The organism is Syntrophales bacterium (assembly GCA_026417625.1).
In the GTDB taxonomy this organism is placed as follows: Bacteria; Desulfobacterota; Syntrophia; order Syntrophales; family UBA8958; genus JAOACW01.
On record JAOACW010000005.1, the window covers coordinates 117,771 to 130,076 of the forward strand.

At 42.3% G+C, this 12,306-nt stretch carries 11 protein-coding genes and 1 tRNA gene; 11 read left to right on the forward strand and 1 reads right to left on the reverse strand.

Annotated elements, in window-relative coordinates; all coding sequences use genetic code 11:
• Positions 1 to 23: 23 nt before the first annotated feature.
• Positions 24 to 1,373 (reverse strand): B12-binding domain-containing radical SAM protein, encoded by a 1,350-nt coding sequence (locus N2317_05245; protein ID MCX7816896.1) that lies wholly within the window; start codon positions 1,371 to 1,373, stop codon positions 24 to 26.
• 103 nt (positions 1,374 to 1,476) lie between these two features.
• On the opposite strand from N2317_05245, the gene N2317_05250 reads away from it, so the two are divergent.
• The 11 genes from N2317_05250 to N2317_05300 all read left to right on the forward strand — a co-directional run.
• Positions 1,477 to 2,229, forward strand: coding sequence for a UDP-2,3-diacylglucosamine diphosphatase (locus N2317_05250; protein ID MCX7816897.1), 753 nt, complete (start codon positions 1,477 to 1,479; stop codon positions 2,227 to 2,229).
• Between the two features lie 69 nt (positions 2,230 to 2,298).
• Entirely contained in the window at positions 2,299 to 3,156 is an 858-nt protein-coding gene (gene speB / locus N2317_05255) for an agmatinase (protein MCX7816898.1), read from the forward strand.
• Positions 3,157 to 3,165: 9 nt separating this feature from the next.
• The gene (locus tag N2317_05260) at positions 3,166 to 3,714 is read left to right on the forward strand and encodes an arginine decarboxylase, pyruvoyl-dependent (GenBank protein MCX7816899.1); all 549 of its coding nucleotides are present in this window, start codon (positions 3,166 to 3,168) and stop codon (positions 3,712 to 3,714) included.
• A gap of 77 nt (positions 3,715 to 3,791) precedes the next feature.
• Complete coding sequence (locus N2317_05265; protein ID MCX7816900.1) at positions 3,792 to 5,987, forward strand: ATP-binding protein; 2,196 nt, start codon at positions 3,792 to 3,794, stop codon at positions 5,985 to 5,987.
• On the forward strand, positions 5,984 to 6,979 hold the full coding sequence (locus N2317_05270; protein MCX7816901.1) for a response regulator: 996 nt from the start codon (positions 5,984 to 5,986) through the stop codon (positions 6,977 to 6,979). Before N2317_05265 ends, N2317_05270 begins: the two co-directional genes overlap by 4 nt.
• Before the next feature lie 51 nt (positions 6,980 to 7,030).
• Positions 7,031 to 7,107 (forward strand) — tRNA-Met (locus N2317_05275).
• Positions 7,108 to 7,376: 269 nt separating this feature from the next.
• Positions 7,377 to 9,035 carry a long-chain fatty acid--CoA ligase gene (locus N2317_05280; GenBank protein MCX7816902.1) on the forward strand — a complete coding sequence of 553 codons (1,659 nt, stop codon included), beginning with the start codon at positions 7,377 to 7,379 and terminating at the stop codon, positions 9,033 to 9,035.
• Positions 9,036 to 9,147: 112 nt separating this feature from the next.
• A complete protein-coding gene (locus N2317_05285) occupies positions 9,148 to 10,074 on the forward strand; it encodes a 3-hydroxyacyl-CoA dehydrogenase family protein (protein ID MCX7816903.1) in 927 nt (308 codons plus the stop codon).
• Positions 10,075 to 10,103: 29 nt separating this feature from the next.
• Positions 10,104 to 10,964: a branched-chain amino acid ABC transporter permease gene (locus N2317_05290; protein ID MCX7816904.1), complete on the forward strand. Its 861-nt coding sequence runs from the start codon at positions 10,104 to 10,106 to the stop codon at positions 10,962 to 10,964.
• Positions 10,961 to 11,971: a branched-chain amino acid ABC transporter permease gene (locus N2317_05295; protein ID MCX7816905.1), complete on the forward strand. Its 1,011-nt coding sequence runs from the start codon at positions 10,961 to 10,963 to the stop codon at positions 11,969 to 11,971. Before N2317_05290 ends, N2317_05295 begins: the two co-directional genes overlap by 4 nt.
• Positions 11,964 to 12,306 (forward strand): ATP-binding cassette domain-containing protein (locus N2317_05300; protein MCX7816906.1); only part of this gene is annotated, 343 nt, incomplete at its 3' end. The genes N2317_05295 and N2317_05300, both read left to right, overlap by 8 nt.

Below are 12,306 nucleotides of genomic sequence, written 5' to 3' on the forward strand. Positions count from 1 at the left end.
AAGAATCTTTACTTAGTTAGATCTCAATTTTTCAGCTTGCCCACGCTGTGGGCAAGCTTTTTTAAATCGTAAAAAACACTTTCCTCAATGGTTCCAGTCCAACAGGGCAGAAGGGAGTTGTTGTGGAAGAGGGGTTCTCTTTCAAGTGGATAAGGGCTTGAACGTTTTGATTGTTCCCAGAGTGCTGTTCCTGGAACGGGAGAAAACTCCGCAAGTATCGGTTTTGCCCCAAGGTTGTGCACAAACCTGATGGATTGTAAAACTTCTTCTGGTTGCTGGTCAGGTAAACCGCAGAGAATGTAGACGCCGATTTGTGTCCCCTCGTAACCCGCCTCTCTCAGGTATGAAACCGCCATCTCCAGCTCTTGGTTTGTTATCTTTTGGCCCCACTTTTTTTGGCTTTCTTCGTTTGCTGTTTCGAACCCTAAACGGAGTGTAACAAATCCTGCTTTGAAAAGCAGTTTTGCCAGCTTTGGGGTAATATACCTGGCATGCAACCCGTTGGGGCAGTGGAACCGTAAGTCGAAATTTTGATGCACGATTTCTTCCAGCATGGGGATAACTGAGATTTCAGCGTCAAGCAAAAAGGCATCGTCGTATATTGAAAAGTCTTTTACTCCTTTTGTTTTGGACCAGTAAGCGATCTCTTCTAAGACTCTGTTTGGGTTCCGTCTTAAAAACTCGGGAGAAAGAACACTGGAAGCACAGTATGAACAACTGAATGGACAACCTCGGGAAGTAAGGATAGGCACCTGATCCAGTTCCGGAAGTAGGTCAAAGGCGGGATAGGGTAGTGCATCCAATTCGGTTTTATGGGGATCAAACGTAAGAGGTAGCTTTAGAACCTCGCGTATAATGAAAGAAACAGACTTTTCCCCTGGCCCTGTAAGGACAATATCTGCCCCAGAGAGAGTTGCGTGCTCTTTACAGAGGGTAGCGTAAATTCCTCCCAGGACAACCGGCGTTCCCGGAAACACTTTTTTGATTAGCGATATGATCTCCCACACTCCCAAATACCAGTATGTCATAGTGGTGCCCGTGATGACCACGTCGGGTTGCTCTATGCTGGATAGGTATTTTTCGATTAAAATCCTAGGGACACCGTATCTATGAAACTTTTTGTTAACCCCCACGAGGGATTCCGGTTTTGAGACTACCTCTTTGATGAATTTACCGTGTCCACCTAGTTTGCGGCGAGGCAGTGAATGGAGTTCATCACGGAAAAGATGAGGATCGAGGCAGTCAACGAAGGTTACTTTTGCGCCATTTTCTCTCAGGTATGATGCGATGTATAAAAGTCCGAGGGGTTTTAGCCAGTAGTCGTACGCTGCAAAATCGTATATCCAGGGATTTATGACGAGAACGTTTTTCATCGTGGATATTAATATCATCCGATTTTTTTGGCGGCAAGTGCACTTTTCCGGATCCATACGTCTAATGAGACAAAAGAGTGGAAATGTGGTAAAAGATTAAAATATGAGTAGAAAGGCAATATTTATTTCCGATGCACATCTCAAAAGGCCCACCGACAGGAACTACCAGAGTCTACTGGCATTACTGAACAACTGTTCATCTGGTGATAAAAAAGACCCCAATCTAATGGATTTAACTGATATTTTTTTCCTCGGTGATATCTTTGATTTTTGGTTCAGCCGTCACGAGATCTTTCCGCCCGAATTCAAGGCAATTGTAGAACGCATGATCTTCCTTGGTTCTCAAGGTGTGAGGATACATCTTTGTGAGGGGAATCACGATTTCTACCTGAGTGATTTTTTCGGGGGAGTGTCGGGTATTTATATATACGAGGATTGGTCAACTTTTGACCTTGATGGCCGCAAGCTTCTCCTCGGACACGGAGATCTTGTCGATCAGGCTAACACTAGATATATCTTCATGCGTCGGGTTTTGCGGAGTAGATTGGTCTATCGTCTTCACAAGATGGTACCTATTAAGCTGCTTTGGTTGTGTGCAAGGGTTTTATCTAGGATGAGCAAGGAGTTTATGGACGGCGAAGAAGGAAGGATATTTAAAAGCATGAGAGCTTTCGCACACGAAATGTTCGCGGATGGGTTCGATGATGTGATACTTGGACATTGTCATGTTCCTCATCTAGAAAAGATATATACGCATGGTCGGGAAAGATTCTTCATAACAACGGGAGATTGGGTTCGGCATTTCTCTTACGTTTTGTACAGAGATAAAGATTATAAGCTCTGTTTCTGGTCCTAATCACTCCATTAAAGATTCTTTACATAAACTTAAGGTTGTGATACTCACCCGCAACGTTCGGAGGGAATTATGAATTTTGGCGATTTAGAGGAAATTTGGACTGATTATGAATCGGCTAGATTTGTTGTGTTACCTGTGCCGTATGATTTGACCGCTTCTTATTTGCCTGGATCTCGCCGTGGACCAGCAGCAATCATAGATGCTTCATCCCATTTGGAACTGTACGATGAAGAACTCGATATGGAGACATACCAGAAGGGGATCCACACTTTGCCCTTTCTAGAAATCCAGGTGGGTGATCCTCAATGCGTTGTGGATGCTGTAAGGAATAGGGTAACGAAAATTATCAGTGATGGAAAGATACCAGTAGTTCTCGGAGGAGAACATACCGTCACTCTCGGTGCGGTTTTGGCTGCCCATGATTGTTGGAGAGAGATTACTGTTCTCTACTTGGATGCACATGCCGACATGCGCGATGTGTATCAGGGTTCGAAGTTCAGTCATGCTTGTGTTGCACGCCGCATTTCTGAAATCTGTCCCCTTGTACAAATTGGCGTGAGAAGTTTGAGTTTTGAGGAAAAGAACTACATAATGGAGAAGGGTTTGACGTGTTTAACGACGCGTGAGATTCTTAATGGCTCTTTGGATTTGGATAAATTAATTGGAAATCTGGGGGAGACTGTTTATATCACCGTTGATGTGGATGTGCTAGATTCTGGTATAATGCCTGCTACAGGAACACCAGAACCTGGAGGAATATCTTGGATGCAGCTTCTAGATATCGTTAAATGTGTATGTCGCACATGTCGGGTAATTGGGTTCGATATAGTTGAATTATGTCCTGTACCTGGTTTAGTGGCACCGGATTTTCTGGTTGCCAAAACGACTTATCGTATTATGGGGTATCTATCATTAAAGGAGAGGTGATGAGTTAAAATGAGTGTAATGGTTCCCAAAGCTGTTTTTTTCACTAAAGGTGTGGGCACACATAAAGAGGAGCTTCATTCCTTTGAACTAGCACTAAGGGATGCGGGAATCGAAAAGTATAACCTTGTTCAGGTGTCGAGTATACTTCCTCCTGGGTGCAAGGTTATCTCAAAGGAAAAGGGCCTCAAGATGTTGCGTCCCGGTGCCATAACGTACTGTGTGATGAGTCGGTGTAGTAGTAACGAACCGCGACGTTTGTTGGTTGCTTCCATAGGATGTGCCATACCTGCAGACAAAAAAGCTTATGGTTACATCAGCGAACACCATGCGTTTGGTCAGACGGAAAAGCAAGCAGGTGACTATGCCGAAGATCTCGCGGCAGCTATGCTAGCTTCCACATTGGGTATAGATTTTGACCTTGACGAAAGCTGGGACGAGAAAAAGAAAATATTTAAAATTAGTGGTAAAATAGTGACTACGCGAAATGTAACGCAATCGAGCATTGTAAAATACAATGGTTACACAACGGTGATCGCAGCTGCGGTGTTCGTTTTCTGATAACCAGGGGGAGTAACGACAAGGTTCGTTTTACCTCCCGTTCCTGAGACCTTTTATTGCCTTTTTAAGGGCAAGGGATGCTTTCTGAGCTTTTGGGCAATGCCAGTGCTGTAATACCCCCTACTCTGGGATTTATCATATACCTTTCCCTATCCATTTTATCTGTGATTAAAGGTAGGGGAAAACCTGCGACAGGGCTTTTCTCAGCTATTTGCTTCATGGGGGCATTGATAAATGGCGATGTAGCACTTGTAAACGTGCTTTCCGATAAAGATCTGGCTTTACGTATCGATAGGCTGACGTATGTATTTTTTGTATTCAGCCCACCTGTTTATATCCAGTTTGTACATCACTTTCTGGGCATAAAGAATCGCCGGTATCTGGAAGTTGTCGCGTACATAGCGAGCTTCTCTCTTCTTTTCTTTGTACCTACGGAATTTTTTATTAAGGGCTTTGCTCAATTCAGCTTCGGTGTAATTGCTCAGGGAGGACCGGCCTTTCACTTTTTCTCATTAATTTCAGCCTTGACGGTTTTGTACTGTCTCTGGACCCTATACAGGGAGATGAGGAATAGTCGCGATAACGTTCAGACGAACCGTATCAGGTATATTCTGTTGGGACTTGGTGCTGGATCTTTCCTCATCGGCCTCAATATTTTACCTGTCAGTGGAATTGATTTTTACCCTATGGGTAATTTCAGTTTCGTCCCTGCTATCATACTCTCGTATGGCCTTTTGAAGTACGATCCCCTAGACATAGGGATGGCAATAAGAAAAGGGGTAATCTATACCACACTTACATTGATATTAACCTCCATTTACGGTTTGTTCATTTTTATAGTTAACACGCTTTTCGTTGAGAGATTTGTAGAGAAAGGTTTTATTTTATCACTGGCTCTGGCCTTATTTATGGTTTTCCTTTTTAATCCTACACACGTAGCTGTGCAGGACTTTATTGACAGGTTGTTCTACCGTGGGAAGTATGATTATCAGAATCTTCTTCATAAAATTAGCGAGGAACTGGTAACTTTCCTGGATTTGGATTCTCTGAAAAATTTCCTCTTAAAGAGTATTACGGAAGCCTTGAATCCTGAATTTGCAATACTCTTCGTTCTTGATGAAAAAAGGGGTATCTATGAGGCATGCACGTATGATGTGAAAGGTGTACCCTTTGACTGGGTGTCATCCCTGGATATTGGCCATCCGCTGGTTATGTATTTAAAAACATTTCCGAAACCTTTGAACCTTTATGACATGTATAAGATACCTCAGCACTTTGAAACTCGTGCAATTATGGAACTGTTTCATTCAAAGAAGATATCCCTTGTTATCCCTCTTATGACAAAAAATTCCCTTACCGGTTTCCTAGTTTTAGGTCAAAAACGTTCCGGTGAACTATACATTTTTGAGGATATGCACCTCCTGGAAATTATAGCTAATCAGTGTGCCATAGCGGTTGAGAATGCGAAAATTTATGAGGAGCTGGAGTTACTGAACAAAGAATTAGAACGAAAGGTTGAGGAACGCACGGCTGATCTCATAAGAGCGCAGCAACTACTCATAAGATCAGAGAGTTTAGCAGCTATAGGACAGCTCGTTGCAGGAACTGCACATGAACTGAACAACCCTCTTGCAAGTGCTTCCAGTTTAGTACAGAGCGTCCTTGAGGAAATTAATAAATGTCCTATAGAGGATGGCACGAAAAATGAGATCCTTGATGATCTTCAATTTTCGCTAAAAGAACTGAAAAGGGCTGCTGAAATCATAAGAAGCCTTCTCAGTGTGTCCCGTCAGACCCAAACTTACACTGAACCTGTGAATTTGAATGTTGTTCTCGATGATGCCTTGAGGGTTCTGCAGAACCAGATAAAAAATCTTCCTGTAATCATTGAGAAACATTACGAAACTGAATTACCGGAGGTTGAGGGAAACTTTGCAAATCTTGGTCAGGTGTTTATAAACATAATAAAGAACGCTATTGAATCTCTGCCGAATGGTAAGGGTTCTGTGGTCCTCAGAACTATTTATGACAGAATAAGAGATACTGTGGTTGTTGAATGCCAAGACACTGGACAAGGGATCCAAAAGGATCTCCTTCAGGAGATATTTAAACCTTTTTTTACAACAAAGCCTGTGGGGAAAGGGACTGGATTGGGTCTGTACATTTCCCATGAAATTGTACGTCGTCATGGTGGAACAATAGATGTGGAAAGTGAGACGGGGAAAGGCACTCTGATTAGAGTGTGCATACCCTGTAAAAGGAGGATAACATGATTGTAGTCGTAGTTGACGACGAGGAAGGTGTCCGTCGCTCCCTCAAAAAAGTCCTGCAGCAGGATGGATATGAAGTCCTTCTTGCAGAAGATGGGGAAAAGGCAATACGAATTGTTGAAGAGGATCGAAACGAAATTGAAATTGTGATTTCTGATTACAAGATGCCAGGCATTGACGGATTAGAAACCCTTATTATCATCGGTAGATTGAATCCCGAAATAGCAAGGATCATTCTCACTGGTTATGCCACTATGGAAAGTGCAATCGAGGCGGTAAATGCTGGGATCGATGGTTTTCTTACGAAGCCTTTCGACAATAGAGAGTTATGCGTTAAAGTGAAAGAATACTACCTGAAAAAACGCCTCAAACAGTTCGTATCAGAACCTGTTTTTAAGGCACTTCAGAGGGAAGGGGCTGCGATTAAGCCGCGCAAGCTGGAAGTGACAGTACTGTTCTGCGATATAAGGGATTTTACAAGCCTAGCCGAAGAGCTTGAACCTAAGGAACTTTCCGATTTGCTGAACATGTATTACTTTGCTCCTCTTGATAGGATTGTTTACGATCATAGGGGAACTTTGGACAAACACATCGGGGATAGTATTATGGTTATATTTGGGGCCCCAAGAGAAGAACCTGATGATGCTCTAAGGGCTGTAAAGGCAGCTGTCAGGATGATAGAAGAAGTGGAGAGGGTAAATGAGAAAATCTCAATAAGGGGGAAAAAGATCTCCATTGGAATCGGTATAAGTACAGGAGAGGTAATGGCTGGTATGTTTGGTTCGCATTTGAAGAAAGAATACACGGTGTTCGGCAAGACTGTAAATATGGCATCGAGACTGGAACATTTGGCTAAAGGGGGACAGATATTGATCTGCGATAGAACCTTTGAGAAGGTGCGAGAGATGGTTAAGGCAAAATCCGTTGAAATTCCAGAAGTAAAAGGATTTCGGAGAAGTATCGTCGCCTATGAAGTTGTTGGACTGAATGCGTAATCATCTATTGACTTCTGAGAATTAGAATAATATTATATAGTGATTAAAGATCGCGGGGTGGAGCAGTCCGGTAGCTCGTTGGGCTCATAACCCAAAGGTCGGTGGTTCAAATCCACCCCCCGCTACCAAACATGAAAATCGAGGGTTAGTTAGTAAGCTAACCCTTTTTTGTTTATTGGAACAGGGTTTAGCTGAGGTGTTAATTTAAAAGCTGATTTGGGTTTTTATCTCTAGTTTTTGTAGACTTACTAAAAAGTTGTTGAAAAAATTGGAAGAACGGTTAAAAAGGAGAGTTGATATAGCTTCAAAAAAGGGGGGGTGGTGGCATTCCTTGGTTATCACTCAATAGGCTGGAAAGACTAAATCTTTAAAATTTTTTAAGAAAAAAGGGGGGCGTATGGATATTATTAAGGGATTTCCGGCCACATCGCAGGATGACTATCAGTTAAATATGATCAACATATTGAAACACGCTGTCAGGAATTTTGCAAAACAGGAAATCGTCACAAGAAAACAGGATGGTTTATTTCGTTACAGTTACAAAGAGGCATACGTAAGGGTAAAGAAACTAGCAAATGCCCTAAAAGGAATTGGGGTGAAGATAGGGGATAGGGTTGGCGTTTTGGAATGGAACACCCATAGATATTTTGAGATGGATTTTGCCATACCTGGTATGGGGGCAGTGCTCCTTCAGTTGAACCTAAGATTATCACCCCCAGAACTAAGCTTTGTGGTAAATCATGCAGAGGCGTCATTCATCTGTGTGGATGAGACGTTGATACCTATTGCAGAAGCTATCTCTCCTATGTGCAACACCGTGAAGGGATGGATAATTCTCACTGATAAAAATCTTGGCGATGTTAAAACCAAGCTTCAACCCATTTTCAGTTACGAAGATCTAATTAACCACGCTTCGGAGGATATCGAGTGGCCGAACTTGGATGAAAGATCTGCCTATGCTGCCTGCTATACCACTGGAACAACTGGCAATCCAAAGGGTGTTTATTATTCCCACAGAGACGTTTATCTACACTCATTAGCAATTGCCCTAAACGTGGAACTTACATATCGAGATTGTTTCTTCCAGCTTGTACCCATGTTTCATGCTATGGGTTGGGGTACACCACAGGCGTCAGTTCTGGTGGGTGCAAAGTTGTTGCTTCCCGGCCGTTATACTGCCGACGAACTTGGTCCACTCGTTGATCTTATGATCAGTGAGAAGGTAACTGTTGGTGATGGCGCGCCAGCTATCTTTATGCCCATGCTTGAGTACATTCGCAAAATGCCAGAAAAGCCTGATTTTAGAGGCGTTAGACTGATCTCTGGTGCTACGGAACCGCCTGTAGCTTTGATGAAAGGTTTTCATGATCTCACTGGCGCTGAGATAATCCATGCGTACGGTGCAACAGAAACAACTCCCCTTGTAACCATCAATCGTCTGAAACCGTGGCTGGAAAAAACGCTGTCAGAGGAGGAGCGATGGGATCTCAAACGAAAACAGGGTTACCCGGTAGTTGGACTTGATCTTAAGATAGTGGATTTTGAAGGAAGGGAACTTCCTCAGGACGGTAAATCGGCAGGGGAAATTCTCATTCGCGGTCCGTGGATTACAGCGAAATATTACAACGCACCGGGAACAGAATCACAGTTTACGGAGGATGGATATTGGAAAAGTGGCGATGTGGGTACGATGGATGAAGAGGGATACGTAAAGATCACAGACAGAGTTAAGGATTTAATTAAGAGCGGAGGGGAATGGATATCGTCAGTAGATATGGAAAACGAGCTTGTTTCACATCCAGCAGTTATGGAATCAGCTGTGGTGGGGGTTGCACATCCTAAATGGGAGGAGAGACCTGTTGCTCTTGTGGTTTTGCGCGCCGAATATAAAGAAAAAACTTCAAAAGAAGATATCTTAGCCCACCTCTCAAAGAGATTTGCCAAATGGCAGTTACCAGAGGTTGTTCTATTTGTTGATGCTATCCCCAAAACAAGTGTGGGTAAGATCGACAAAAAGGTCATTCGAGAGCAGTACAAGGATATCTATTTTAAATAAAAATCTTTAACTTGCTTATATTAGGGGGGTGTCTATGCGGACACCCCCTTTTATTCTTCGGCTGACCGGAATGTGATTTTCAAAAAAAGCCAGTTTAGTTTCCTGTGTTGGTGTGATTGGTGCAGGTCTTATGGGTCATGGTATTGCACAGGTATTTGCAGCGGCGGGCTATACTGTTCGGGTTTTTGATCAAAACAGAGATGTTCTGGAGAAAACAAAGGAGAGAATCAGGAATAATTTTAGAGTGTTTATAAATCTGGGTCTCCGGGATGAGAGAGACGTCGAAATTTGTTTAGATCGTATCGTTCTCTGTCGTTCCATTGAAGACCTGTGTGGTGGATGCCAATATATAATTGAAGCGATAACGGAGAACATAGAGATAAAAAGACAGACGTTCTCAGCTGTTGAAAAACTCGTAGATGAAGAGACAATCTTAACAACCAACACATCTGCCATTAGTATCACAGATATAGGAATCGTTTTAAAAAATCCTTCCAGGTTTTTAGGAACTCATTTCTGGAACCCACCATATATTTTGCCATGTGTGGAAGTAATCAGGGGGAGGGAAACGAGTGATGAAACTTTCGAGAAAACCTGTGTACTTCTCGAAAGCGCGGGAAAAGTTCCCGTTCGGGTTAATAAGGACATACCTGGATTTCTTGGTAACCGCCTTCAGCATGCAATGTGGCGGGAAGCTTTCTCTCTTTGCGATAGGGGAATAGCCACGCCTGAGGATATTGATAAGGTAGTCAAGTATGGATTCGGTGCAAGAATGTTTTTTCTTGGTCCGATGGAAACGGCAGATCTTGCAGGTTTAGATTTGACCAAAAGCATTCATGAGTATCTGTTCCCTTTTTTGGAAACGAGTAATAAACCTGCAGCTATTTTAGAAAAACTAGTTTCTGAGGGGGCACTTGGGGTTAAAACGGGGCGTGGATTTTACAATTGGACAGATAAAATGATTGAAAGCGCTATTTCTGAGCGTGATATGATGTTGCTCAAGGTTTTATCGTTAGTTTGTAGCTATGAGCGTAAGTAATAAGCACGTTTTGAATCGAGGGAAATGATATGAACGAATATCTAGTTTTCTTTCTTCATGGGTTGGCTTATGCAGGCCTTTTATTTCTCGTGTCTTCAGGACTAACACTTGTTTTTGGTATGATGAACGTCCTTAATTTTGCCCACGCTACTATGTACATGCTGGGAGCGTATCTATCGTACACAATCATTACAAAAACTGGAAATTTTTTACTATCCATTATTGTATGTCCTCTTATTTTGTTCATGGTCGGAGCCTTTATTGAGCGTTTTCTTCTTAGACCGGTGCACGTGTTTGGGCATTTGCACGAACTGTTACTCACTTTTGGCCTTGCTTACGTGATTACAGAAGGCGTTAAGTGGATTTGGGGAAACTATCCCCTTGCTTTGAATATTTCGGGATTTTTGGCGGATACTGTAGAGATTTTTGGGATTAGCTATCCTATATACAGGATTTTTATCTTTGCCTGCGGTGTTTTTGTAAGTGTAATTATGGCTCTCGTTCTTTACAAAACACGACTTGGGATTATCCTGAGGGCAGCGGTGAACGATAGTGAGATGGTGAACGCGCTGGGCATCAACGTGCCACTGGTGTTTATGGGTGTTTTTGCATTCGGGGCTGCACTCTCAGGATTTGCAGGAGTGATTGCTGGTCCTCTTTTAACCACTTACCCTGGAATGGCGAATGATATTCTAATTGATGCCTTTGTCGTTATCGTTGTAGGTGGTTTTGGTAGCCTCGGTGGTGCAGTGATAGCTTCTCTTTTAATAGGGGAATTGCAGTCATTCGGTGTTCTTTTATTCCCAAAGCTGTCAATGGTTCTAGTTTATTTACTCATGGCGATAGTACTTATCATCAAACCATCTGGTCTATTCGGTGAGGAACAATGAAAGTAAAAGCTATAAAGATAACACATTTGATAACTGTAATAATTCTTGCATTAGCTGCAATCGTACCAGTTCTCGTGAGGCCATATCATTTAAACATGCTAACAGAGATAATAATATTCTCTCTATATGCTATAAGTTACAATCTTCTTCTTGGATATGCGGGGCTTCTTTCCTTTGGACATGCAATGTTCTTTGGTATGGGAGCTTTTACAGTTGCCGTATCGCTTATACATTTGCCTGGAATTTCCCTTATCAACACGATTCTTCTCGCCATTCTTGTAGCCACAATTGTTGGAATCACTTTCGGAAGTCTTCTTCTGCGTCATAAAGGTGCATATTTCGCAATGCTAACACTGGCTTTTAATGCTATGTTTTACGCAGTGGCGACAAAGTGGCACGAAGTAACTGGTGGAGATGATGGTTTAAGTGTAACAAGACCCAATCTAGATTTAGGTTTTGCTACCGTGAACATGGCATCACTCCACAACTTTTACTACTTTACGTTAATCGTTATTGGAGCTGCAATTCTTTTCTGCTGGTACTTCATAAAGACGGCAATGGGTCAAACAATCCTTCTTATGAGAGAAAATGAGGAAAGAATGAAATTTCTTGGATACAACACAAATATAAGTAGACTGATACTTTTTACATTTATGGGGGCTCTGGCAGGACTTGCAGGAGCTTTTTATACTCTTCATTTTCAGTTCTGTTCGCAGTCTGCTATTAGTATTGATATGACAACGACGGTACTACTTATGACGTTTGTGGGCGGTACAGGTACTTTTTGGGGGCCAATTCTGGGAGCATTCGTATACATTGTTCTCCAGAATTATTTGAGTGACATTACAGATCGCTGGCCTTTTTTTATGGGGCTTATATTCATCTTTATGGTTCTTTTCGTCCCTGGCGGTCTCTCACAGATCATAATCAATTTACATGATATGTTTTTCGGAAAGAAAGAGGAGTTGGTTATTCCTGCTTCGGAAAAGGAAGGTTACCATGAGTGAATATTTAAAAATTGAAAATGTTTCTAAAGATTTTTCAGGGTTGCCGGTGCTTTCGGGGATTAACATCACTGTTGTGGAGGGGGAACGTCATGCCATCATTGGGCCTAACGGTGCCGGTAAAACCACATTGTTTAACCTCATAAGTGGCAAGTTTAAACCATCAGAGGGTTTAATTTTGTTTAAAGGTGTAAATATAGCGGGGAAACCACCTCATGTGATTAATAAACTGGGTATTTCGCGATCTTTTCAGATAACTAATGTATTTCAGGAGCTTTCGGTGTTCGATAATGTAATTTCAGGAGTTCGCTCGAGTTATGGAGTAAGGTATAGTTTTT

Bases quoted from the DNA above. Each gene is read 5' to 3' on its own strand.
- N2317_05295 (MCX7816905.1), top strand. From the start codon at position 10,961: ATGAAAGTAAAAGCTATAAAGATAACACATTTGATAACTGTAATAATT.
- N2317_05260 (MCX7816899.1), top strand. From the start codon at position 3,166: ATGAGTGTAATGGTTCCCAAAGCTGTTTTTTTCACTAAAGGTGTGGGC.
- N2317_05265 (MCX7816900.1), top strand. From the start codon at position 3,792: ATGCTTTCTGAGCTTTTGGGCAATGCCAGTGCTGTAATACCCCCTACT.
- N2317_05290 (MCX7816904.1), top strand. From the start codon at position 10,104: ATGAACGAATATCTAGTTTTCTTTCTTCATGGGTTGGCTTATGCAGGC.
- speB (MCX7816898.1), top strand. From the start codon at position 2,299: ATGAATTTTGGCGATTTAGAGGAAATTTGGACTGATTATGAATCGGCT.
- N2317_05250 (MCX7816897.1), top strand. From the start codon at position 1,477: ATGAGTAGAAAGGCAATATTTATTTCCGATGCACATCTCAAAAGGCCC.
- N2317_05245 (MCX7816896.1), bottom strand. From the start codon at position 1,373: ATGAAAAACGTTCTCGTCATAAATCCCTGGATATACGATTTTGCAGCG.
- N2317_05280 (MCX7816902.1), top strand. From the start codon at position 7,377: ATGGATATTATTAAGGGATTTCCGGCCACATCGCAGGATGACTATCAG.
- N2317_05270 (MCX7816901.1), top strand. From the start codon at position 5,984: ATGATTGTAGTCGTAGTTGACGACGAGGAAGGTGTCCGTCGCTCCCTC.